At 68.0% G+C, this 22,369-nt stretch carries 22 protein-coding genes; 3 read left to right on the top strand and 19 right to left on the bottom strand.

Annotated elements, in window-relative coordinates; genetic code table 11:
• Positions 1–73: 73 nt before the first annotated feature.
• The 10 genes from pheT to infC all read right to left on the bottom strand — a co-directional run bounded on the left by pheT (position 74) and on the right by infC (position 9,368).
• Positions 74–2,596, bottom strand: a complete 2,523-nt coding sequence (gene pheT, locus QZV81_RS06650; RefSeq protein WP_292834638.1) for a phenylalanine--tRNA ligase subunit beta — start codon at positions 2,594–2,596, stop codon at positions 74–76.
• Positions 2,596–3,636, bottom strand: coding sequence for a phenylalanine--tRNA ligase subunit alpha (gene pheS, locus QZV81_RS06655; RefSeq protein WP_292834641.1), 1,041 nt, complete (start codon positions 3,634–3,636; stop codon positions 2,596–2,598). Before pheS ends, pheT begins: the two co-directional genes overlap by 1 nt.
• 41 nt (positions 3,637–3,677) lie before the next feature.
• A complete protein-coding gene (locus QZV81_RS06660) occupies positions 3,678–4,577 on the bottom strand; it encodes an amino acid ABC transporter permease (protein WP_292834644.1) in 900 nt (299 codons plus the stop codon).
• Positions 4,574–5,224, bottom strand: coding sequence for an amino acid ABC transporter permease (locus QZV81_RS06665; RefSeq protein ID WP_292834647.1), 651 nt, complete (start codon positions 5,222–5,224; stop codon positions 4,574–4,576). The genes QZV81_RS06660 and QZV81_RS06665 overlap by 4 nt, the downstream gene beginning before the upstream one ends.
• Positions 5,225–5,336: 112 nt before the next feature.
• Positions 5,337–6,245, bottom strand: a complete 909-nt coding sequence (locus tag QZV81_RS06670) for a glutamate ABC transporter substrate-binding protein (protein WP_292834650.1) — start codon at positions 6,243–6,245, stop codon at positions 5,337–5,339.
• 37 nt (positions 6,246–6,282) lie between these two features.
• Positions 6,283–7,071: an amino acid ABC transporter ATP-binding protein gene (locus tag QZV81_RS06675; protein ID WP_292834653.1), complete on the bottom strand. Its 789-nt coding sequence runs from the start codon at positions 7,069–7,071 to the stop codon at positions 6,283–6,285.
• An 85-nt stretch (positions 7,072–7,156) separates the two neighbouring features.
• A complete protein-coding gene (locus tag QZV81_RS06680) occupies positions 7,157–7,957 on the bottom strand; it encodes an RNA methyltransferase (RefSeq protein WP_292834656.1) in 801 nt (266 codons plus the stop codon).
• 99 nt (positions 7,958–8,056) lie between these two features.
• The gene (rplT, locus tag QZV81_RS06685; protein WP_292834659.1) at positions 8,057–8,437 is read right to left on the bottom strand and encodes a 50S ribosomal protein L20; all 381 of its coding nucleotides are present in this window, start codon (positions 8,435–8,437) and stop codon (positions 8,057–8,059) included.
• Positions 8,438–8,466: 29 nt separating this feature from the next.
• Entirely contained in the window at positions 8,467–8,661 is a 195-nt protein-coding gene (gene rpmI / locus QZV81_RS06690) for a 50S ribosomal protein L35 (protein ID WP_292834662.1), read from the bottom strand.
• Positions 8,662–8,708: 47 nt separating this feature from the next.
• Positions 8,709–9,368 (bottom strand): translation initiation factor IF-3, encoded by a 660-nt coding sequence (gene infC, locus QZV81_RS06695; protein ID WP_292834665.1) that lies wholly within the window; start codon positions 9,366–9,368, stop codon positions 8,709–8,711.
• Between the two features lie 286 nt (positions 9,369–9,654).
• Here infC and QZV81_RS06700 point away from each other — a divergent pair, with 286 nt between their 5' ends.
• The gene (locus QZV81_RS06700; RefSeq protein WP_292834823.1) at positions 9,655–10,008 is read left to right on the top strand and encodes a DUF1844 domain-containing protein; all 354 of its coding nucleotides are present in this window, start codon (positions 9,655–9,657) and stop codon (positions 10,006–10,008) included.
• A 6-nt stretch (positions 10,009–10,014) separates the two neighbouring features.
• Here QZV81_RS06700 and QZV81_RS06705 read toward each other — a convergent pair whose 3' ends face one another.
• Genes QZV81_RS06705 through QZV81_RS06730 form a run of 6 tightly spaced genes read right to left on the bottom strand, consistent with a single transcriptional unit; the run spans position 10,015 to position 14,344 of the window.
• Positions 10,015–10,779, bottom strand: coding sequence for an SseB family protein (locus tag QZV81_RS06705; RefSeq protein WP_292834668.1), 765 nt, complete (start codon positions 10,777–10,779; stop codon positions 10,015–10,017).
• Positions 10,763–11,509, bottom strand: coding sequence for a bifunctional 1-(5-phosphoribosyl)-5-((5-phosphoribosylamino)methylideneamino)imidazole-4-carboxamide isomerase/phosphoribosylanthranilate isomerase PriA (priA, locus tag QZV81_RS06710; RefSeq protein WP_292834671.1), 747 nt, complete (start codon positions 11,507–11,509; stop codon positions 10,763–10,765). The genes QZV81_RS06705 and priA overlap by 17 nt, the downstream gene beginning before the upstream one ends.
• 54 nt (positions 11,510–11,563) lie before the next feature.
• Complete coding sequence (hisH, locus tag QZV81_RS06715) at positions 11,564–12,217, bottom strand: imidazole glycerol phosphate synthase subunit HisH (RefSeq protein WP_292834674.1); 654 nt, start codon at positions 12,215–12,217, stop codon at positions 11,564–11,566.
• Positions 12,214–12,825, bottom strand: coding sequence for an imidazoleglycerol-phosphate dehydratase HisB (gene hisB / locus QZV81_RS06720; protein WP_292834677.1), 612 nt, complete (start codon positions 12,823–12,825; stop codon positions 12,214–12,216). The genes hisH and hisB overlap by 4 nt, the downstream gene beginning before the upstream one ends.
• 29 nt (positions 12,826–12,854) lie before the next feature.
• On the bottom strand, positions 12,855–13,934 hold the full coding sequence (locus QZV81_RS06725; protein ID WP_292834680.1) for a histidinol-phosphate transaminase: 1,080 nt from the start codon (positions 13,932–13,934) through the stop codon (positions 12,855–12,857).
• A gap of 35 nt (positions 13,935–13,969) precedes the next feature.
• Positions 13,970–14,344, bottom strand: coding sequence for a LysM peptidoglycan-binding domain-containing protein (locus QZV81_RS06730; protein WP_292834682.1), 375 nt, complete (start codon positions 14,342–14,344; stop codon positions 13,970–13,972).
• Between the two features lie 297 nt (positions 14,345–14,641).
• Here QZV81_RS06730 and lexA point away from each other — a divergent pair, with 297 nt between their 5' ends.
• Positions 14,642–15,325: a transcriptional repressor LexA gene (lexA, locus tag QZV81_RS06735; RefSeq protein ID WP_292834684.1), complete on the top strand. Its 684-nt coding sequence runs from the start codon at positions 14,642–14,644 to the stop codon at positions 15,323–15,325.
• A 61-nt stretch (positions 15,326–15,386) separates the two neighbouring features.
• Here lexA and metE read toward each other — a convergent pair whose 3' ends face one another.
• Positions 15,387–17,705: a 5-methyltetrahydropteroyltriglutamate--homocysteine S-methyltransferase gene (metE, locus tag QZV81_RS06740; protein ID WP_292834686.1), complete on the bottom strand. Its 2,319-nt coding sequence runs from the start codon at positions 17,703–17,705 to the stop codon at positions 15,387–15,389.
• Positions 17,702–18,661 (bottom strand): methylenetetrahydrofolate reductase, encoded by a 960-nt coding sequence (locus QZV81_RS06745; RefSeq protein ID WP_292834688.1) that lies wholly within the window; start codon positions 18,659–18,661, stop codon positions 17,702–17,704. Before QZV81_RS06745 ends, metE begins: the two co-directional genes overlap by 4 nt.
• 241 nt (positions 18,662–18,902) lie before the next feature.
• On the opposite strand from QZV81_RS06745, the gene QZV81_RS06750 reads away from it, so the two are divergent.
• Positions 18,903–20,819: a prolyl oligopeptidase family serine peptidase gene (locus tag QZV81_RS06750; protein ID WP_292834691.1), complete on the top strand. Its 1,917-nt coding sequence runs from the start codon at positions 18,903–18,905 to the stop codon at positions 20,817–20,819.
• On the opposite strand, the gene hflX is transcribed toward QZV81_RS06750, so the two are convergent.
• A complete protein-coding gene (hflX, locus tag QZV81_RS06755) occupies positions 20,807–22,324 on the bottom strand; it encodes a GTPase HflX (RefSeq protein WP_292834694.1) in 1,518 nt (505 codons plus the stop codon). The genes QZV81_RS06750 and hflX overlap by 13 nt on opposite strands.
• Between the last annotated feature and the right edge of the window lie 45 nt (positions 22,325–22,369).

Below are 22,369 nucleotides of genomic sequence, written 5' to 3' on the forward strand. Positions count from 1 at the left end.
TAAAGCCCGAAGCGGGAAGCCCCACGTCTCGACCCGACCGGGAACACCGGGCTTCAGCCGGGCGCCTGCACGGCTATTCGCGGATCGCGGCGCCGAGCCGCTCGGCGGCGACGGCGACACCTGAGAGCTTGGCCTCCGAGGCCTCCGCTGCGGTCAGCGTACGGTCAGCCGCGCGGAACCGCAGGGCGAATGTCAGACTCTTCTTCCCGTCCGCCACTCCCGACCCGCGGTAGTCGTCGACCAGGCGCGCATGCTCCAGCAGCGGACCGGCCCCGTCGACGAGCGCGGCGCGGACGGCCGCCGCGGGGAGGGCGGCATCCACCACAAGCGACACGTCCTGCGTCGCCGCGGGATACCCGGACAGCGTCGCCGCGACGACCCTCTCACGTGCGAGGTCCAGGACGAGATCGAGATCCATCTCGGCGACGACGACACGACCCGGCAGGTCGGCACCGGCAGACACCGCCGGGAGGAGCTCGCCGACATAGCCGACGTCGGTGTCGCCGACACGCAGCACGCCGGTGCGACCCGGGTGAAGAGCCGCGCGAGATGCCTGCACGACCGTGATCTCCACCCCCGCCGCGGCCGCGATCGTGCGGGCGGCATCGAGCGCATCGGCCACATCGAACGATTCAGCCGTCTGACCCGGCTGCTTCGCGATCCGATGACCGGTCAGGAGCACGGCGACGTGGCGCGGCTGCGGCGGGATCGCCGCGTCGAGCGCAGCGAGTGTCGCGGCATCCGGCCGCGCCGCCGCAGGGGGTACGGTTTCGGTGCCGTACGCGACGCCGGCTTCGGGGTGGAAGACGATGCCCGTTTCGAACAGTGCGAGGTCTGTGAGTCCGCGCGACTGGTTGCGGTGCGCGACCTGCAGGAGTCCCGGGATGAGCGATCGCCGCAGGAAGGGCGCCTGCCCGTCGAGCGGATTCGCGAGGGCGATCGACGGCACGTGCTCACCCGAGGGTGAGCCGTGCAGGTCGTTCTGGGCTTCGGTCGTGAACCCGAACGACGGGGTCTCGACAAAACCGGCCGCGGCCAGTGCGTTCGCGACCCGACGGCGCCCTGCCTGCGGGCGTGTGAAGCCCCGGCCCGAGGGGGGAATCGGCAAGACGGAGGGGATCCGGTCGTACCCGGTGATGCGCGCGACCTCCTCAGCCAGCGTCCACTTGTCGGTGAGATCCGGGCGCCAGGACGGCGGGATCACCGTCAGCGACTCGCCGGTCTCCGCCACATCGGCACCGATGGTCTCGAGCGCCGCGATCACCTCGGCGTCCGTGTAATCGACACCGATGAGGCCCGCGGTGAAGCTTCGCGGAAGGTGGACCGGCTCGAGGAACACTTCGGCGAAGAGTGCTCCGCCTTCGTCGCTCAACGTTCCGCCGGCGTAGGCGACCATGAGGTCGGCGACGCGGCGGGCAGCCACGAACGGAATGAGCGGATCGACCCCGCGCTCGAATCGCTTGGAGGCCTCGGACGGCAGCTTGTGCCGACGGGCGCTGCGCGCGATGGTGACGGTGTCGAAGACGGCCGCCTCGATCAGCACATTCCGGGTCGCATCGGTCATCTCGGTCGTCGCGCCGCCCATCACCCCGGCCAGCCCGATCGGGCCGGATTCGTCGGTGATCAGAAGATCTTCCGTCGACAGCGTGCGGTCCTTGCCGTCAAGCGTCGTCAGATGCTCCCCAGGACGGGCACGACGAACGGTGATGCCGCCGTGCAGATGATCCAGGTCGTATCCGTGGATCGGATTGCCGAGCTCGAGCATGACGTAGTTCGTGATGTCGATCAGCACGCCGAGCGACCGGATACCGGCCAGCTGCAACCGCGCGATCATCCACGGCGGGGTCGGCTTGGTCGGATCCACTCCGCGTACGACGCGCACGACGAACTCGCTCGCCCCGACGCGACCGCGAATCGGGGCGTCGTCCTCGACGGCGACGTCGACGCCGCTCGTCGGCTGCGCGAGGTCCTCGAACGCACGCTCTCCCGGATCGCGGAAAGTCGCCCCTGTCGCGTGGGCGTACTCGCGGGCGACGCCGCGCAGCGAAAGCGCGTAGCCGCGGTCGGGGGTGACATTGATCTCGACGGCGACGTCGTCGAGGCCGAGCAGCGAGATCGCGTCGGCGCCGACCTCCGGGTCGAGGCCGAGCTCGACGAGCCGCAGGATGCCGTCGTGCCCGTCGCCGAGACCCAGTTCGCGGGCGGAGGCCATCATGCCGTCGGAGACATGCCCGTAGGTCTTGCGGGCGGCAATCGCGAACGGCCCCGGCAGGACTGCTCCGGGAAGTGTCACGACGACCTTGTCGCCCACGAAGAAGTTGCCGGCGCCGCAGACGATCCCGCGGATGTCATGCGCGGTCCCTGGTCCCTCGGATGCGCCGACATCGACCTGGCACCACCGGATCGTCTTGCCGTTGGTCTGGGATTCGGACTCGAACGAGACGACCTGGCCGACGACGATCGGGCCGGTCAGCTCGAACCCGTGAACATCTTCTTCTTCGAAGCCGACCGAAACGAGCGAAGCCAGAACGTCGTCCGCTGTGGCATCGGCCGAGACGTCAACATACTCCCGCAGCCAAGACAGGGGGACGCGCATCAGACCACCATTCCGAACTGCTCGCTGAAGCGCACATCGCCCTCGGCCATGTCGCGCATGTCTTTCACGTCCGAGCGGAACATCAGCGTCCGCTCGATCCCCATCCCGAAGGCGAAACCAGAGTACTCATCGGGGTCGATACCCGCCGCCCGGAGCACATTGGGATTGACCATGCCGCATCCGCCCCACTCGATCCAGCGCGCACCGCCGGTGAAGGTCGGATGCCAGAGGTCGAGCTCTGCCGAGGGCTCCGTGAACGGGAAGTAGTTCGCCCGCAGGCGCGTCTTCGCCTCTGCGCCGAACAGGGCGCGAGCGACGTGGTCGAGCGTGCCGCGCAAGTGCGCCATCGTGATGCCCTTGTCGATCACGAGCCCCTCGAACTGGCTGAAGACGGGCAGATGAGTCGCGTCGAACTCATCGGTGCGATAGACGCGTCCCGGCGAAACGATATAGATCGGCAGGTCGCGTGTCAGCATCGACCGCATCTGCACCGGGCTCGTCTGTGTGCGCAGGAGCAGATGCGCCTCGACGGGGTCGACGTAGAACGTGTCCTGCATCTGCCGCGCGGGGTGGTCGGCATCGAGGTTCAGTGCGTCGAAGTTGTACCACTCATGCTCGAGCTCGGGCCCCTCCGCGATCTCCCAGCCCATTCCGACGAAGATGTCGCCGACCTGGTCCTGCAGCAGCGTGAGCGGATGCCGCGCCCCCACCCGTGCCCGTTGCGGCAGCGCAGTCATGTCGATGCGCTCGGCCTCGAACCTCGCGGCCGTCTCAGCCTCCGCGAGCTCGGTCTCGCGGGCGGCGAGCGCCAGGGAAACGCGGGACCGGGCCTGCCCGACGAGCTTGCCGAGCTCCGCCTTGCGATCGCTGGGCACGTCGCGCAGACGTGCATTGAGCTGCGCGAGGGCCGACGCGTCGCCGGCGTGGGCCGCGCGGACCACTTTCACCTCGCCCGTAGAGGCAGCGACGGTGATGGCCGCGAGCGCCGCCGTGACGGCGGCCTCGACGGCGTCCGGGGTGATCTCAAGTGCGTCAGACACAAAAAACGAGTCTACCGGCGACGTACCGGCTCCTCCGCGACCTATCGACGGCCCCCGCCTGTATGCGTCTGCGCAGCGATGATTTCCGTGTCGGTCACATCACCGACCGGGTGGTGGAGCGGATCCGCGGCGACCCTCGGCGAACTGCGCAACCGCTTCTCGAGGACATAGGCGGAATAGCTGAGCGCGAGACACATGGCGACATAGATTGTTCCGGCAATGAGGGCGGAGGGGATCAACGGGGATCCGTACACCGCATTCGAGCCGAGGAGCTTGGCCGTGTAGAGCAATTCGGGGTACGTGATGATGAAGCCGAGCGCGGTGTCCTTCAGCGTCACCACCAGTTGCGCGATGATGACCGGCATCATCGAGCGGATCGCCTGCGGCAGGAGGATCAGGCGCATCACTCCGGCCTTGCGCAGACCGATCGCATACCCGGCCTCCTGCTGGCCGCGCGGCAGCGACTCGACGCCCGCGCGGATGACCTCTGAGAGCACCGAACCGTTGTAGGCGATCAGCGCGATCACGACTGCCCAGTACGAGGGCATCTTGATGCCGATCACGGGGAGGCCGTAGTACAGCAGCAGCATGAAAACCAGCACGGGGACCGCCCGCAGGAACTCGACGATGGCGCTGATCGGCCCGCGCACCCAGCGATGGTCGGAGAGCCGGCCGATCGCCAGCGCGAACCCCAGGATGATCGCGCCCACCGCGGCAGCGGCGAATGCCGCCAGCGTCGCCAGTGTCGCCTGCCCGATCATCTGCCACACGCGGGTGTAGGTGAACAAGCTCCACTTCTCTGCACTGAACTGACCGCTCGCCGCGAAACGCCAGAGCACGAATCCGAGAGCAGCGAGCAGAAGCACGACGGTCACGACGCCGAGAATGGCATTGCGCGCCTTCGCGCGGGGGCCGGGAACATCGTAGAGCACAGAGGTCATCGCGCCACCCGCCATCGGTTTTCGAGATAGCGCTGCAAACTCGCCAGCACGAGCACCATGACGACGAAGACCGCCATGACGATGAGTATGGCGACCATCTGATTCTCACCCTGCTCGCTCATGTTGGCGCGGACGTTGCCGAGGTTGACGACCGAGAATCCCGATGCGACGGTCGTATTCTTCAAGAGGGCGATGAACACGCTCATCATCGGCGGGATGACCGACCGTGCGGCCTGGGGCAGCACGATCAGTCCCATCACCTGCCCGAAACCCATACCGAGGGCTCGTGCTGCCTCGGCCTGCCCGACGGGCACGGTGTTGATGCCCGAGCGGATCGTCTCGGCGACGTAGGTCGCGGTGTACAGCCCCAGACCGATGATCGCCAGCAGAAGAAAGCTGTTGCGCGGCAGGGGGACCAAGAGCGGCACGGCGAATGCGAAGAAGAAGAGGACGAGCGTCAGCGGGGTGTTGCGAATCCAGTTGACATAGACGGCCCCGACCGCTCGCGCAACCGGCACCGGCGAGACACGCATCGCGCCGACGAGCAGACCTACGACGATCGCGATGATCCCGCCGCCGGAGAACAGCACGAGGGTGCCCACGAGCGCATCGCGCCACAGATCGGGGTAGTCGAAGATCTGATTCATCAGGCTCCTTTCATGCTGCTCGCCAGGGGGTCCGGGTGCGGGGTCGCGGCGGGGCTGCGCTGCGAAAGAACGCGAGGCGCGGCACCGGAGGGGGTGCCGCGCCTCGCGCGACTCACTCTGCCGCGTCGACGGCCGGCTGGGTACCGGTGACGCCGGCCGGGCCGAGGTTCTTGTCGAAGATCGCCGTCCAGATGTCAGGGCCATCGGTCAGCGTCGTGTTGATGAACTCGACGAAGGCAGTGTCACCCTTCTGCACACCGATGCCGTATCGCTCCTCGCTGAACGGGTCACCGACCACCTTGAGGTTGTCGGGGTCCTGCGCCGCATAGCCGATGAGGATCGCCTGGTCGGTCGTGACGGCGTCCACCTGGCCGTTCTTGAGCTGCTCGACGCACTCGGAGTACTTGCTGAGCTCGACTGTCCCCGCCGGGGTCTCGGTCTTGATCCGCTCGATCGACGTCGACCCGGTCACCGAGCAGACGATGCTGTCGGCCGTGAGCGCGTCCACCCCGGTGATCGTGTCATCGTCGGCGGCGACGAGGAGTCCCTGACCGGTCACGAAGTAGGGACCGGCGAAGGAGATCTGCTCCTTGCGCTTGTCGGTGATCGAATACGTGCCGACATAGTAGTCGATGTCGCCGTTGATGATCGCCTGCTCACGGTTGGCGGAGTCGATCACCTGGAAATCGATGTCGGCCTCGTCATAGCCGAGAGAGGCCGCCACCCAGCGTGCGACATCGATGTCGAAGCCGCTGCGCTCCCCCGTGGTCGGGTCGAGGTAGCCGAGGTTCGGCTGGTCCTCTTTCACGCCGACCTTGACCGTGCCGCGTTCGGTGATGGCGGCGACCGTGTCGCTTCCCTCGACGGCGGGCTTCGGGTCGGCGACGGTGAACCAGACATCCGCCGCCCCCCCCTCGCTCGCGTCCGGCGTGGCACTGGGTGTGCCGCTGTTGCAGCCGGTCAGCGCCAAAGCGGCAACCGCGGTGATCCCGAGGCCGGCGATCAGTGTCCTCTTGCGCATGCTGTGTCTCCTTCGTTCGTACGTTCCGGGTAGGGGTTCAGTGTGTGATCAGCTTGGAGAGGAAGTCTCGCGCGCGATCGCTGCGCGGATGGGTGAAGAACTCATCGGGAGCAGCCTCCTCGACGATGTGGCCGTCGGCCATGAAGACGACGCGGTCGGCCGCTTTGCGAGCGAAGCCCATCTCGTGGGTGACGACGATCATCGTCATGCCCTCTTGAGCGAGTCCGACCATGACGTCGAGAACCTCGTTGATCATTTCGGGGTCCAGCGCGCTGGTCGGCTCGTCGAAGAGCATCACCTTCGGCTGCATCGCGAGAGCGCGCGCGATCGCCACCCGCTGTTGCTGACCGCCCGACAGCTGAGCCGGCAGCTTCGACGCCTGCGCGGCCACGCCGACCCGCTCCAGCAGCGCCTGCGCCCGCGCCTCCGCATCGGCGCGCTTGAGGCCCTTCACTTTGATCGGACCGATCGTGACGTTGTCGAGGATCGTCAGGTGGGAGAACAGATTGAACGACTGGAAAACCATACCGACGTCGGCGCGGAGGGCGGCCAACCCCTTCCCCTCCTTCGGAAGCTCCGTACCGTCGATCGAGATCGAGCCGCTCGTGATCGTTTCGAGGCGGTTGATCGTGCGACAGAGAGTCGACTTGCCCGATCCGGATGGTCCGATGACGACGACCACCTCGCCGCGGTTGACGGTCAGGTTGACATCGGTGAGCGCCTGGAAGTCACCGTAGTGCTTCTGCACGTCCTTCACGACGACGAGCGGATCGCCCCGCCGCACAGTGATGTTCGACGTCGCAGGGGCAGGATCAGGGGTCACCATGGTTTCAGCCTAAGCAGGGCGCTCGGGTTCAGCCCACCCTGCCGCCTGGATCTTGACACAGTCGTAACCCGACCGGAACAATCCGTCATCCCTCGGAACGCTGTGCGAAGGCGGACTCGTACAAGCACACGCTGGCCGCCGTCGCGAGGTTCAGCGACTCCGCCCGTCCGTAGATCGGCAGGCGCAGCGACACGTCGACCAGCGCCAGAGCTTCGTCCTCGAGTCCACGCGCCTCGTTGCCGAACAACCACGCGGTGGGTTCGCGCAGCACGTCTCGGCGGGCCAGGAAGTCATCTCCCCCGACGTCGGCCGCGATCACTTGCAACCCCGAGGCCCGTGCCCGCGCGATCGTCTCGGCGAGGTCCGCGCTCATCGCAACCGGCACATGGAACAGCGACCCCGTGGTGGCGCGCACGACCTTCGGGTTGTACGGGTCGACTGTTCGCCCGGTCAGCACCACGGCGTCCGCACCCGCGGCATCCGCGGCACGGATGATCGTGCCGAGGTTGCCCGGATCACGCACTTCTTCGCAGATCGCGATGAGCTTGGGCGCCGCGGCGAACACCTCGCGCAGCGACGTGAGCGCCTGGCGCGCGACCGCGACGATGCCCTGGGGAGTGACCGTGTCGGCCATCGCGTCGAGCACGGCCTCGGTCGTGAACACGACCTCGATGCCCGCATCGCGCGCGGCGTCGCGAAGGTCCGGATGCCGTTCCATCGCCGTCGGCGTCGCGAACAGCTCGACGACGGTGTCAGGGCGAAAGGCCACCGCTTCTCGCGCTGCTTGCGGACCTTCCAGGAGGAAGAGTCCCGTTTCTTGGCGAGCGCTGCGTTTGGTCAGCTTCGCGACGGCGCGCACGCGGGGGGAACGCGGGTTCTCGAGCACGCTCTCAGCATACGGGCGCGGGGGCGGCTTGCCCCGTTACGCGCCTCACGGGCGGCTTCCGAGCGGAAGACGCCCGTGAGGCGGGTGCGTTGTATCGGTTCAGACGCGAGGCGCGTTGACGTCAGCCGGCAGCGCCGCCTTGGCGGTCGCGACGAGCGACGCGAACGCGGCCGGCTCGTTGACGGCGAGCTCTGCCAGCATGCGGCGGTCGACCTGCACACCGGCCAGGCCGAGACCCTGGATGAACCGGTTGTAGGTCATGCCGTTCTGACGACTCGCAGCGTTGATGCGCTGGATCCACAGGCGGCGGAAATCACCCTTGCGCTTGCGACGGTCGCGGTACGAGTAGACGAGCGAGTGGGTGACCTGCTCCTTCGCCTTGCGATACAGACGCGAACGCTGACCCCGGTAACCGGCGGCGCGCTCCAGAGTGACGCGACGCTTCTTGTGGGCGTTTACGGCCCGCTTGACTCTAGCCATTTCTTCTTCTTCCTAACGTGCGTCGGCGCTCAGCGACCGAGGAGCTTCTTGGCCTGCTTGACGTCACCGGGAGCAAGAACCTGCTCTTGGTTGAGGCGACGCGTGCGACGCGACGACTTGCCCTCGAGGTTGTGCCGCATTCCGGCCTGCTGCTTCATGAGCTTTCCGCTGCCGGTGACCTTGAATCGCTTCTTGGCACCTGAGTGGGTCTTCTGCTTCGGCATGTTTCTTCCTTCGTTGTGGTTCCGGGCGGACCGGAGTCTGTGAGGCCCTACTCCGCGGGGGCGGATGCGGTGGCCGGGGCGTCCGAGTCCGAGCCCGTCCGAGCCTGGCGTGCGGCCTCGCGGTGGGCCGTGCGTTGGGCGTTCTGCTCAGTCTTGACTTCGGACTTGTTCTTGTGCGGGGCGATCACCATGACCATGTTGCGCCCGTCGATGGTGGGGTTGGACTCGACGGTGCCGAACTCGGCGACATCCTCGGCGAACTTGCGCAACAGGCGCACGCCCTGGTCGGGACGCGACTGCTCTCGACCACGGAAGAGGATCATGGCCTTGACCTTGTCTCCCGTCTTGAGAAAGCCCTCCGCGCGCTTGCGCTTGGTTTCGTAGTCGTGGTTGTCGATCTTCAGGCGGAAGCGGACCTCTTTGAGGATCGTGTTCGCCTGATTGCGGCGCGCTTCCTTCGCCTTCTGCGCGGCTTCGTACTTGAACTTCCCGTAGTCCATGATCTTCACGACAGGGGGCTTCGAGTCCGGAGCGACCTCGACCAGGTCGAGGTCGGCTTCCTGAGCCAGGCGCAGCGCGACCTCGATACGGACGACGCCGACCTGCTCACCGGCGGGTCCGACGAGGCGAACCTCGGGGACGCGGATGCGGTCGTTGGTGCGGGGATCGCTGATGTGCGGAACTCCTCTTCGTGGGGTGGCTGCCACCGGACGCACAGGAGTGCGTCTCGGGCGGAAGAGCATCACGTCCACCCCGCACGACGCACGCGCCGGCTTCGCAGTTCTTGCACCCGCATCCGATGTTCTGGACGGCCTCGCGGACGAGGCGGAGTGCGTGACCCGGTAGCCTGGAGCGGCAAGCGCGGGTGGGATGTGATCCTCTTTCGATCCGGAGTAGAACACTCCGGTGCCCGCTGAGTCTAGCAGAGAGCGACACGTGGCCACGAACCCCGCCCCAGGCGACCAGACGAACAGTCCCCAGGATGCCGAGCGCATCGCACGGTGGGAGGAACAGGAGCGCGCCGCGTCCGCGGCATCTCGCGACATCGCCGACGTTCCGGCGGTCGAGGTGATCACGGCGGCCGCGGTACACCTCCTCAGCGCCTCGGCCGTGAAGGTCGGGCTCGCCGACGACCCGGCGAACCAACAAGACCTCGACGAAGCCCGCAAACTCATCAACTCGCTCGCGGGCCTCATCACCGCCGCAGCGCCGGAGATCAGCGACATGCACGCGCGGTCGCTGCGCGACGGGCTCCGTTCTGTGCAGCTGGCGTTCCGCGAAGCGTCGGTGATTCCCGACGCCATCGGCAAAGGCCCGGGCGAGAAGTGGACCGGTCCGGTCACCTGACGGGGCTCAGCGGACGAGCTTGACCGTCAGAGAGTCCACCAGCACGGCGATACGGTCATCGGCCGCCCAGCGCGTCGCGAGGCGGTGCAAGACGGCGTCGAGTTGCGTGTCGTCGAGGCCTTCGACCAGCTGAAGCCGCACGATCAGCTCGGGTCCGCGCAGACGCCCGTCCGGATCGCCGGAGGAGACAGACAGATCGAGAACGGCGAGTTCACCGCCGATGCTCTGCTGCAAGCCGGTGAACACGGCAGGTGATTCGTGCGCGGGCTCCCACGGGAGTCCCTGCGCGATGGCCCAGACCGCCGGTCGACGCAGGACGAATTCGTTGTCGGTGCCGGGATCGATGACGATGAGGTCCGTGTCGTCGGCCGTCGCCGCCAATGCCGTACGCACACCGTCGGCAGGAACGGGGCGAGCCCGAGGATCCCACATCGACATCGCGGCGACCGACGTGAACACCGGCAGGACGCGCCGACCATCGGGAGCGGCGACCGTGACGATCGACAGATCCTGTGTCTTGTCGACGCGCAGGCCCGTGGGTCCGATCCCCTCGTGACCCCTGTCGGCGACGAGCGGGATCAGCAGTCGTGCTTCGCGATACGCCGTGACGATCGCGGACGCCGAACCCGTCCGCCGTCGGAACTCGATCATCGCCGCCTGCAGTGCCGGGTCAGCCGAACCGTCATCGCCGGCGTGGGGGTTGGAGTCGAAGCGACGCCCATCCCAGGGAACTCCAGCGGAGTCCGCTGCGGAGTCAGTCGCCGGCGACATCCAGCGCCTCGGCGAGTGTGAACGCGCCCGTGTAGAGCGCCTTGCCGACGATCGCACCCTCGACGCCGAGGGGCACGAGCTCGCGGAGCGCAGCGATGTCATCCAGGCTCGAAATGCCGCCGGATGCGACGACCGGCTTGGTGGTGCGGGACGTGATGTCGCGGAGCAACTCGAGATTCGGCCCGCGCAGTGTGCCGTCCTTCGTGACGTCGGTCACGACGTAACGGCTGCAACCGGCGTCTTCGAGGCGATCCAGGACATGCCAGAGGTCGCCGCCGTCGCGTGTCCACCCGCGCGCCGCGAGAGTCGTGCCGCGCACGTCGAGACCGACCGCGATCGCTTCGCCATAGCGCCCGATGACGTCGGCAGCCCACTCGGGGTTCTCCAGCGCGGCGGTGCCGAGGTTGATGCGCGCCGCGCCCGACTCCAGCGCCGCCTCCAGCGTGGCGTCGTCACGGATGCCGCCGGAAAGCTCGACCCGCACGCCCTTGAGCTGCTTGATGACTCGGCGCAGCACACCACTGTTGCTGCCTCGGCCGAACGCCGCATCGAGGTCGACCAGATGCACCCATTGGGCGCCATCGCGCGCCCAGGTCAACGCCGCGTCAACCGGGTCGCCATAGCTGGTCTCGGTGCCCGCCGCACCCTGAGTGAGGCGGACGGCCTTCCCATCGGCGACATCGACGGCCGGCAGCAGGATCAATTCAGGGGTGGACGCGAAATCGTTCATGGCTCCAAGTGGGGGTCGTCCGGCGCGCGAGCGCGGAATGCACAGTGAGAGAGACTACCCCGTCTGCGGAAGGGACGACATCCAGTTGCCCAGGAGGCGGATGCCGGCGTCGCCGCTTTTCTCCGGGTGGAACTGCGTTGCGGTCAGCGGACCGTTCTCGACGGCGGCGAGGAACGGTGCTCCGTAGTCACACCAGGTCAGCACCGGCGGCCGGAACGGCCGGATGACATCGAGGTTCCACTGCCGCGCCCCGAACGAGTGCACGAAATAGAACCGCTCGTTCTCGATGCCGCGGAAGAGAATCGATCCTTCCCCCGCCCGAACCGTGTTCCACCCCATATGCGGGAGCACCGGCGCGTCCAGTTCGGTCACGACGCCCGGCCACTGCCCCATTCCCTCGGTGTCGACGCCACGCTCGACCCCGCGGCCGAACAGCACCTGCATGCCCACGCAGATTCCCAGGACAGGACGACCACCGGCGAGGCGGCGCTCGATGAGCTCATCGCCACGGCTGACACGCAGCGCGGTCATGACGGCCCGGAAGGCGCCGACGCCCGGCACGACGAGGCCCGCGGCATCCTGGATCAGACCACGGTCGGCGGTCAGCCGCGCGTCGGCACCGGCCGCGACGAGCGCGGTGACGGCCGAATGGACGTTGCCGGAGCCATAGTCCAGGACCGCGACCAGCGGACGCGCGGACTCCGTCACAGAGCGCCCTTCGTGCTGGGGATGCCGTGGACCAGCGGATCCAGCGTCTTAGCCCCGCGAAAAGCGCGGGCGAAGGCCTTGTACTCGGCTTCGGCGATGTGGTGCGGATCGCGGCCGCCGAGCACACGGACGTGCACGGTCAGCGCACCCTGAAAGGCAATCGCCTCGAACGTGTGCCTCACGAGCGAGCCGGTGAAGTGTCCGCCGATGAGGTGCGTCTCGAAACCCGCCGGCTCGCCGTCATGAACGAGATACGGGCGTCCGCTGATGTCGACGACGGCTTGGACCAGGGCCTCATCGAGAGGGACGAGCGCGTCGCCGTAGCGCGAGATTCCGGCCTTGTCGCCGAGAGCCCGGTGGATTGCCTGCCCGAGCACGATCGATACGTCCTCGACCGTGTGGTGGGCGTCGATGTCGGTGTCTCCGGAGGCGCGCACGGTCAGATCCGTCAACGAGTGCTTCGCGAATGCCGTCAGCAGGTGGTCGAAAAAGGGCACCGATGTGTCGATGCGGCTCTGGCCGGTGCCGTCCAGGTCGAGATCCAACTCGACCGTCGATTCACTCGTCGCGCGCCGGATCGACGCGGTACGCGGCGCGGGGTTGCTCATGGCCCCACTCTAGCGAGACGCGCGAGTCATCATGCCCGGAGCGATGCCAGAGCGTCGAGGAACGCCGTCGACTCCGATTCGGTCCCCGCCGTGACACGCAGACTGTGTGGGAGTCCCACGTCTCGAATCAGGATCCCGCGGTCGTAGAGGCCCTGCCAGGTCGCTGCGGGATCGTCAACGCCCCCGAAGCAGACGAAGTTGGTCCAGCTCACGTGGGGCTCGTACCCGAGCGCGGAGAGCGTGGCGGAGATTCGATCACGCTGAGAAACGATGTCGTCGACCATGCTCAGCATTGCGGGGGCGTGTCGAAGCGCCGCCGAGGCCGCCGCCTGGGTCAACGCGCTCATGTGGTAAGGAAGTCTCACGAGCCGCAGCGCGTCGATCACGGCGGGGTCGGCGGCCAGGTATCCCACGCGCGCCCCGGCGAACGCGAACGCCTTGCTCATCGTGCGCGACACGACGAGACGCTCGCGACCCGGAAGCAGTGTCAGCGCCGACCTCTCGTCGCGCGGCGCGAACTCCTGGTATGCCTCGTCCACGATGACCATGCCCCGACTGGCCTCATAGACCGCCTCGATCACGTCGAGGCGCAGGGGGGTACCGGTCGGGTTGTTCGGGGCGCAGAGGAACACGACATCCGGATCCGCAGAGTCGATCTGCTGTGCCGCGTCGGAGGCATCCAGCGTGAAATCCGCTTCCCGCGTGCCGGCCACATAAGACGCACCCGTGGCACGCGTCAGCAGCGGGTACATCGAATACGTCGGCGCGAACCCGAACGCGGTGCGTCCGGGTCCGGCGAACGCCTGCAGCAGATGCTGAAGAACCTCGTTGGAACCGTTCGCCGCCCAGATCTGCTCGCGGGTCAGACCGTGACCGAGATACTCAGCGAAGCCCTCTCGCAGCACCGTGAACTCACGATCCGGGTAACGGTTGATCTCGCGCAGTGCGTGTGCGAGGCCATCCAGGATGTCGTCGGCCACCGCTTCGGGGACCGGATGGGTGTTCTCGTTGACGTTGAGTGCCACCGGAACCGTCGCCTGCGGAGCACCATACGGTGTCAGTCCTCGCAGATCGTCGCGGAGGGGAAGGTCATCCAGACGCACAGCCACGTCACCATGCTACGGCGCGGGTGCGAGCCTTATGCTCACTCGCCGGCGGAATACTCGAGCGGGATGCTGATCATCTGGCCCGCCTCGAGCAAACCCGAGTCGAGCGCATTGAGCCGGACGATCGCGTCGACCACGTCACGCGGGTCCGCACCGGGAGCCACCGATTCGGCGATCGACCACAGCGTGTCACCGGGCGCAACGGTGAGCTGATCGAACGTGCCCAGCGGAGCGCTGCCCTCACGCGAGGCGAGCGCGCCACCGCCCGAGACGATCGCGACCACGAGTGAGACGACAGCCGGCAACGCGGCGAGGAGGGCCAGAACCCGACGGCCGCGGACGGTCAGGCGCAAGCGCGTCGAATGCTCGTGAGTCGACGGTGCGCCGAATGCGGTCACGTTGATGGCGGTCATGTCTGCTCCTCGGTTCGATGTGTCGGATGAGTGGAGAGATTCGCATCCACGCTCTCGGCCGGGAGAGCAGGATGCGAACCTCTCTTCCGAAGCTATCTTCGATGATGTCTTCATGTCAAGTTCGTTCGGTTCGCAGATGAATCGAAGACGACACGCGAACGCTTGCCGGACGAGATCGGCGATACCGGATACGGTTTCGATAGCAACACCCCATCACCGACCTCCGACATTCGAAGACGATGTCTTTTCCGGAGCGAGATGGGCCGTTGCAGCAAGCCGCTAGAGAAGGAGCGCGACATGGACGGCACCGGAGCTTCCCGCGAGAAACCACAGACCCGCCGGCGCAAGAGCCTGAGCGAGAAGCAGCTCGCGATCCTCGAGGTCATCCAGCGCTCGATCGCGCGACACGGATACCCGCCGAGCATGCGTGAGATCGGCGACGCCGTAGGGCTCAAGTCGCTGTCGAGCGTGACCCATCAGCTCAATCAGCTCGAGCTGAGCGGATACCTGCGACGGGACCCCGGCAAGACGCGCGCCATGGAGGTCCTGATCGACCTGCCCGGGAGCGCGACCGAGAATCCCGCCGATGAGGCGCCGCCGGTCGCCGATGCCGCGATGGTGCCGCTGGTCGGCCGGATCGCGGCCGGCGTGCCGATCACCGCCGACCAGCAGGTCGAGGAGATCTTCCCCCTCCCCCGCCAGCTCGTCGGCAAGGGTGATCTGTTCATGCTCAAGGTCAGTGGCGAGTCGATGATCGACGCCGCGATCTGCGACGGCGATTGGGTTGTCGTCCGCTCGCAGCCGACGGCCGACAACGGCGAGATCGTCGCGGCCATGCTCGACGGCGAGGCGACGGTGAAGACCTTCCGGCAGCGTGACGGACACACCTGGCTGCTGCCACGCAACACGGCGTTCGAGCCGATCCTTGGAGACGATGCAGTGGTCCTGGGTCGCGTCGTCGCGGTCCTGCGGGCAGTCTGAACCGGGGCCGGCCGCAGGCGGCAACCTCTGCGCCAGCGACGACCGGCGGAGGTCGTCGGCGCTAAGCGATGACCTCCTGACGAACATTGCGACTCGCTTCGACGAGATGGCGGAGCGAGGTCACTGTCTCGTCGTATCCGCGGGTCTTCAAGCCGCAATCCGGATTGACCCAGATCTGGCGCAGCGGAAGCTCATCAGCCGCGCGACGCAGGAGCGCCTCGATCTCGGCGACGGCGGGCACCCGCGGCGAGTGGATGTCGTAGACGCCCGGGCCGATCCCGGCGGCGAAGCCGGATGCCGCAATATCGCCGATCACTTCACCGCGACTGCGCGCGGCCTCGATCGAGGTGACATCGGCATCCAACGCCGCGATCGCCTCGATGACCACTCCGAACTCGGAGTAGCACAGGTGCGTGTGCACCTGTGTCGACGGCGCCGCACCCGAAGTGGCGATGCGGAAGGCGCGGACCGACCAGTCGAGATAAGCAGCCTGGTCGGCCGTGCGCAGCGGAAGGAGCTCCCGGAGCGCGGGCTCGTCGACCTGGATGATCCGGATGCCTGCCTTCTCCAGATCGGCGATCTCGTCGCGCAACGCGAGCGCGACCTGGTCTGCGGTCTCACCCAGAGGCTGGTCGTCACGAACGAATGACCACGCAAGGATCGTGACGGGACCGGTGAGCATGCCCTTGACATGCTTGTCGGACAGCGACTGAGCGAACCGCGCCCAGTCCACCGTGATGGGCGCGGGTCGGGACACGTCACCCCACAGGATCGACGGGCGGGTCGCCCGCGAGCCGTAGGACTGCACCCAGCCCTGCTCGGTGACGGCGAATCCGTCGAGGTTCTCGGCGAAGTACTGCACCATGTCGTTGCGCTCGGCCTCGCCGTGCACGAGAACGTCGAGTCCGAGATCCTCCTGCAGCGCCACGACGCGCGAGATCTCCTCACGCAGGAATCCTTCGTATGCGGAGGTGGTCAGCTCTCCGCGCCCGTGCTGCGCCCGCGCCCGGCGGATCTCCGCAGTCTGCGGAAACGACCCGATCGTGGTCGTCGGCAAGAGGGGGAGTCCGAGCGACTCCTGCGCCCGCTCGCGTGTCGCCAGGTCGCCTCGATCGGCGTCCGCGGCGGAGAGACGGGCGACACGCGAGCGCACCTCTCCGTCGCGCACGCCCGCAGCCGTCGTGCGCGCCGCCAGCGCTGCGGTCGCGGCATCGAGCTCGTCGGCGATCGCGGCGCGGCCCTCCACGAGGCCGCGCGCGAGGGTGGCGACCTGGGCGACCTTCTGATCGGCGAAGGCGAGCCACGACAGCAACCGTGGGTCGAGCTTCGTCTCGTCGGCCGTGTCGTGCGGCACGTGCTGCAGCGATGCCGACGTCCCGGCGGCGACCGAAGCCGCGCCGATCGACTCGAGCTGAGCAAGACGGTCGGCCGCGCCGACCAGGTCGCCGCGCCAGACATTGCGCCCGTCGATCACGCCGCCGACGATCGTCTTCGTTTCCACGCCCGGGGCCCCGGCCGGCACTTCCCCGCGATGGAGATCGATCGCAAGGGCCTCCACGGGCGCCGCGGCCAGCGCGCGCCACGCGTCGTCGGACAGCGCACCGTAACCTGCTGCGACGAGGATCGCGGGCCGGTCGCTGGCCGCGCCCAGCACGGCATACGCGCGCGCGGCCGCCGCCGAGAGGGCGCCGGCATCCACATCGAGGCTCTCGCTCACGAGGGCGTGCTCGTCCAGCTGCACCCACTCGGCACCGGACGCACGGAGCGCCCCGATCAACTCGCAGTACACCGGGAGAAGGTCCTCGAGCCGATCGAGCGGGCGAAAACCCGTCGGGGCCTCGTCGGTGGGCTTCGCCAGCGCGAGCAGGGTCACCGGACCGACGAGCACCGGACGGACCGTGAATCCGTCCGCCTTCGCTTCCGCGACCTGTCGAGAGAATCGGTCGGTTGACAGCGCGAATGCCGTCTCGGGGCCGATCTCAGGAACCAGGTAGTGGTAGTTGGTGTCGAACCACTTCGTCATCTCGAGCGGCGCCGCCTCACCCGCACCGCGAGCCGCCGCGAAGTATGCCTCGAGCGGAATTGATCCGTCCGCGCAACGTAGGGACGCGAACCTCGCCGGAAGCGCACCCACGGCCAGTGTCGCGTCGAGCACCTGATCGTAGTAGGAGAACGACTCGGGTATCGACGAATCCGTCTGGCCCAGGCCGAGCGACGCCAGGCGTTCGCGGGTCGCGCGTCTCAGATCCGCCGCGATCGCCTCGAGCGCGGGCTCTTCGACCGCCCCGGCCCAGAACTGCTCGACGGCGCGTTTGAGCTCACGGCGCCGTCCGATGCGTGGGTAGCCGAGAATCGTGCCGGCGGGAAATGCGACAGTCATGCGGAGATCTCCTGAGTCGTGAGGTGCGGGGCAAGGCCGGCGTCGCGGAGGACCGCGAGTACCGTGTCGTGGTTGTTGAAGGCGTACAGGTGGATGCCGGGGGCACCCCCATCGACCACGTCTCTCGCGAGTGCGGCCGCGTGGGAGATGCCGATCCTGCGGGCGGCAGCGGCATCCGGTGCGTGCTCGAGCGCGTCGGCGAAGGCGTCCGGCCGGGGGTCTCCCGTGAGCTCCAAGACGCGCCGCAAGCGCGACGGGGACGTGACTGGCATGATCCCGGGAAGGATGGGGATCGTGACACCGGCCGCGCGAGCACGCGCGACGAAGTCGAGATACTCCCCGGCTCGGAAGAAGAGCTGTGTGATCGCCGATCGCGCCCCGGCCTCCTGTTTCGCCAACAGGGCATCGATGTCCTCGTAGCGGTGACGAGATCGCGGATGACCGTTCGGAAACGCCGCGGCCGACACCTCGACCGTGGCCGGCTCGCCGGCGCCCGCCGCTCCCGGCGCCGCGGAAACGCCGCGTTCGCGGTCTGCCGCGCTCTCAGCGTGCACGCGTCCGATGAGCTCGATGAGCTCAGCCGAGGTCTGGAGGTCGCCGAGATCGGGCTCGCCGTCGGCGGCACCGACCGGAGGGTCACCGCGCAGAGCGAGGAAACGTGTGATTCCGGCATCCAGGAATGTGCGGATCAGCCGCGTCGCGTCGGCATACGTCGATCCGACGCACGTGAGGTGGGCGAGTGGCGGGACATCCGTCGTGTGCAGAATGTGCGTGAGCACCTCGAGCGAACGATCCGTCGTCGATCCCCCCGCGCCGAAGGTCACCGAGATGAACTGCGGGCCGGCGGCCGCGAGGTGCTGGATCGTTTCGTGCAGCGCCGGCATCCCGTCGGGATGACGTGGCGGATAGATCTCGAACGAGAATGGCACCGCGGGTGCAGGGGTCTCGGGGGGCATGGCGCGCTTTCGGTCAGGGGATCAGATGGGCCGGCGGCCGCGGACACGCGCACGATGGCGTGTCATCACGGGCGGGTGCCGGGCTCGGCTGTCGCTCCTGCCCGGGCGTGAAGCCGACGGGCTGCCCGAACCCCTGTCGCGGGATCCGAGCGTCGATGCCACCACTCTACGACCCCCGCGACGCGACCGCACTCCTGTGACGCGATGTGACCCCGCAGCGAGCGGAGCGTACCGTGGTGCAATGGTCCCCGTCCTCCCCTTCGGCTCTTGGCCCTCCCCGCTGACCGCAGCCTGGGCGGCGAAGGCCGCGCCCCGCCTGGAGGGCGGAGCACTCGTCGCCGACGAGGTGTGGTGGGGCGCATCGGTTCCCGATGAGGGCGGACGCACGACCGTGCGGCGGCGGCGGCCGGACGGCCGGATCGATGAGATGCTGCCCGCACCGTGGAACGCGCGCTCGCGCGTGCACGAGTACGGTGGCGGTTCCTGGGTCGCCACCGAGAACGGCGATCTGTTCTTCGTCGCGTGGTCCGATCAGCGTGTGTGGATGCTGCGACCCGGCGCGGCTCCGCACGCACTCACGCCCGCCGATCCCGACGTCCGCTATGGAGGACTGCGCTGGCAAGGCGGGACGCTCCTCGCTGTGCAGGAACGCCACGGCCATGGGCCGAGACCGTCGCGCGCGATCGTGGCGATCGGCACCGAGGGGGACCTCGTCGTCACGGAGCTCGTCAGCGATAGCGCATTCGTCGCTCAGCCCGCTCTCTCCCCCGGCGGTGACCGCCTCGCGTGGGTCGCATGGGATCACCCGCACATGCCGTGGGACGCCACCGAACTGCGCGTCGGCCGCATCGAGAACGGCACCGTCTCAGAGTGGACGACAGTCACCTCGGGAGAATCGGCGGCGCTCCAACCGGAGTGGATCAGCGACGATGACCTGCGCTACCTCGATGACACGACCGGACGGTGGAATCTGTGGCAGGTGCGGCTCGACGCGGGCCTCCCCCGGACGCAGCTCGCTCCCGCCGACGCCGACACCGGAGGACCGCTCTGGATGCTCGGTGCGCGGTGGCACGCAGCCCTCGACGACGGTGCGGCCGTCGCTGTGCGCACCGACGGCGACGACGCGCTCGTACGAATCTCGGCGCACGGTGAGGTCATACCGGTCGATCTGCCGGCGCGATCGAGGCTCAACATCGAATCCACCGACGGGAAGCGGGTCCTCGTGTCGGGCTCGGCGCCGGGAACGAGCGGGCTCTGGCTCATCGAGGCCTCGGGCTCAGCCCACCAGGTCGTCGGCGAGCCCCCGCCTTCGGAAATCCTGCCCTACCTGCCGACCAGTCGCGCCGTCAGCTTCGACGGCGCGCACGGGCCGGTGCACGCGTTCGACTATCCGCCCACCCATCCGCACGTGCGGGCTCCGGAGGGCGAGCGGCCACCCTACGTCGTGCTCGTCCACGGCGGGCCGACGGCACACGTCGCTGGCGTGGCCGACAGCAAGACGGCCTTCTTCACGAGCCGCGGGATCGGCGTGCTCGACGTCAACTACGGAGGGTCCAGCGGGTACGGCCGCGCCTACCGGGAACGACTGCGCGGACAGTGGGGAATCGTCGACGTCGAGGATGTGGCGTCCGCCGCAGCGGGACTGGCCGCCGAAGGCCGCGCGGACCCCGCTCGTGTCGCGATCGAGGGCGGTTCGGCCGGCGGGTGGACGGTGCTCGCCGCCCTGGTCGGAACCGATGTGTTCGGCGCGGGGATCTCACGCTACGGAGTCGGTGACGCCCGCGCGCTGGCCGCGGACACCCACGACTTCGAGGCACACTACCTCGACGGCCTGATCGGACCGCTGCCGGAGTCTGACGCGGTATACCGGGCCCGATCGCCGCTCAGCAGACCGGAAGGCTTCCGTGTGCCGCTGCTCATCCTCCAGGGTGCGGAGGATGCCGTCGTCCCGCCCGCGCAGGCCGAGGTCATTCGCGATGCGCTTTCGGCCCGAGGCGTGCCTCATGCCTTCGTGCTCTATGAGGGGGAAGGTCACGGGTTCCGAAGAGCCGAGACGATCGTGCATGCGCTCGAGAGCGAACTGGCCTTTCTCGGCCAGGTCTTCGGCTTCGAAACCCCTGGAGTCGCTTCCCTCGAGCTCACCCGTCAGCGCGAGTAGGGCGCGAGCTCGGCGGCGAGACGCTCCCCGACGTGCGCGTGAACGGCGGTGCCACCCTCCTCGTGCGAGGTCGAGATGATGTGGCCACTCTCGTGCACAGCGCTGACCAGGTCGCCTCGATCGTAGGGGACGAGCGCGCGGACCTCGACAGCCGGCAGGGGCAGCGCCCGCTCGATGGCGGCTCGGAGTTCGTCGATCCCTTCGCCCGTTCGTGACGAGACGAACAGGGCATCCGGCTCGAGACCGCGCAGCACAAGCCGATCGTCGGCATCCATGAGATCAGCCTTGTTGAACACGACGATCTCGCGGATCGAACGCGCGCCGACGTCTCCCATGACATCGCGGACCGTGGCCAGCTGCGCGGCCGGATCCGGGTGCGAGCCATCGACGACGTGCACGAGCACGTCCGCCTGGCCGACCTCTTCCAGAGTCGAGCGGAACGCCTCCACGAGCTGGTGGGGAAGGTTGCGGACGAATCCGACCGTGTCCGTGAGCGTGTACACGCGGCCATCAGCGGCCTCAGCGCGACGAACCGTCGCATCGAGGGTCGCGAACAGCGCGTTCTCCACGAGCACTCCGGCACTCGTCAGGCGGTTCAGCAGACTCGACTTTCCTGCGTTGGTGTATCCGACGATCGCGACCGACGGGATCGTGTTGCGCCTGCGCTCAGAGCGCTTGGCGTCGCGCGCCGGAGCGAAGTCGCGCAGTTGTCTGCGCAGCTGCGCCATCTTCGTGCGGATGCGGCGCCGATCCAGTTCGATCTTCGTCTCACCCGGACCCCGCGAACCCATGCCCGCACCGCCGGCGCCGACCTGACCGCCCGCCTGGCGGCTCATCGATTCGCCCCACCCACGCAGGCGCGGGAGCAGGTACTCGAGCTGGGCGAGTTCGACCTGGGCCTTGCCCTCGCGGCTCTTGGCGTGCTGACTGAAGATATCGAGGATGACGGTCGTCCGATCGATGACCTTCACTTTCACGACGTCCTCGAGCGCGCGGCGCTGGCTGGGAGCGAGCTCCGCGTCCGCGATCACGGTGTCGGCGCCGACCGCAGCGACCAGGTCGCGGAGTTCTGCGGCCTTGCCGCGCCCGATGTAGGTGGCCGGATCCGGATGCGGACGCCGCTGCAGCACGCCGTCGAGGACCACGGCGCCCGCGGTCTCGGCGAGCGCAGCGAGCTCGCGGATCGAGTTCTCGGCATCGATCTGCGACCCCTGCGGGTACACACCGACGAGCACGACGTTTTCGAGCCGCAGCTGCCGGTACTCGACCTCGGAGACGTCTTCCAGCTCGGTGGACAACCCCGGAACGCGGCGAAGCGCAGCACGCTCCTCACGGTCCCATTGCTCGCCATCGGTGTCCCCATACGAAACAGTGGACTGATCCTGCAGCGCTTGGGCTGCGCCGAACACGCGCAGTCCTGAACGCGACTCTGCATGGGCGAGAACACGCTCCACCGGATCCGTCGGGGTCCCGTCGGCGCTCTCGGCGGGTGTCGTATCGATCATGCAGTCCTTTCGCGGTCAGCCCTGCAGTCTACCTCCCGCACGCCC

This window comes from Microbacterium sp., from assembly GCF_011620665.1.
Classification (GTDB): domain Bacteria; phylum Actinomycetota; class Actinomycetes; order Actinomycetales; family Microbacteriaceae; genus Microbacterium.

Excerpts from the sequence above, each read along its gene's own strand:
- pheT (WP_292834638.1), bottom strand. The coding sequence starts at position 2,596 with ATGCGCGTCCCCCTGTCTTGGCTGCGGGAGTATGTTGACGTCTCGGCC.
- QZV81_RS06660 (WP_292834644.1), bottom strand. The coding sequence starts at position 4,577 with ATGACCTCTGTGCTCTACGATGTTCCCGGCCCCCGCGCGAAGGCGCGC.
- QZV81_RS06665 (WP_292834647.1), bottom strand. The coding sequence starts at position 5,224 with ATGAATCAGATCTTCGACTACCCCGATCTGTGGCGCGATGCGCTCGTG.
- QZV81_RS06670 (WP_292834650.1), bottom strand. The coding sequence starts at position 6,245 with ATGCGCAAGAGGACACTGATCGCCGGCCTCGGGATCACCGCGGTTGCC.
- QZV81_RS06675 (WP_292834653.1), bottom strand. The coding sequence starts at position 7,071 with ATGGTGACCCCTGATCCTGCCCCTGCGACGTCGAACATCACTGTGCGG.
- rplT (WP_292834659.1), bottom strand. The coding sequence starts at position 8,437 with ATGGCTAGAGTCAAGCGGGCCGTAAACGCCCACAAGAAGCGTCGCGTC.
- rpmI (WP_292834662.1), bottom strand. The coding sequence starts at position 8,661 with ATGCCGAAGCAGAAGACCCACTCAGGTGCCAAGAAGCGATTCAAGGTC.
- QZV81_RS06705 (WP_292834668.1), bottom strand. The coding sequence starts at position 10,779 with ATGTCGCCGGCGACTGACTCCGCAGCGGACTCCGCTGGAGTTCCCTGG.
- priA (WP_292834671.1), bottom strand. The coding sequence starts at position 11,509 with ATGAACGATTTCGCGTCCACCCCTGAATTGATCCTGCTGCCGGCCGTC.
- hisB (WP_292834677.1), bottom strand. The coding sequence starts at position 12,825 with ATGAGCAACCCCGCGCCGCGTACCGCGTCGATCCGGCGCGCGACGAGT.
- QZV81_RS06730 (WP_292834682.1), bottom strand. The coding sequence starts at position 14,344 with ATGACCGCCATCAACGTGACCGCATTCGGCGCACCGTCGACTCACGAG.
- lexA (WP_292834684.1), top strand. The coding sequence starts at position 14,642 with ATGGACGGCACCGGAGCTTCCCGCGAGAAACCACAGACCCGCCGGCGC.
- metE (WP_292834686.1), bottom strand. The coding sequence starts at position 17,705 with ATGACTGTCGCATTTCCCGCCGGCACGATTCTCGGCTACCCACGCATC.
- QZV81_RS06745 (WP_292834688.1), bottom strand. The coding sequence starts at position 18,661 with ATGCCCCCCGAGACCCCTGCACCCGCGGTGCCATTCTCGTTCGAGATC.
- QZV81_RS06750 (WP_292834691.1), top strand. The coding sequence starts at position 18,903 with ATGGTCCCCGTCCTCCCCTTCGGCTCTTGGCCCTCCCCGCTGACCGCA.
- hflX (WP_292834694.1), bottom strand. The coding sequence starts at position 22,324 with ATGATCGATACGACACCCGCCGAGAGCGCCGACGGGACCCCGACGGAT.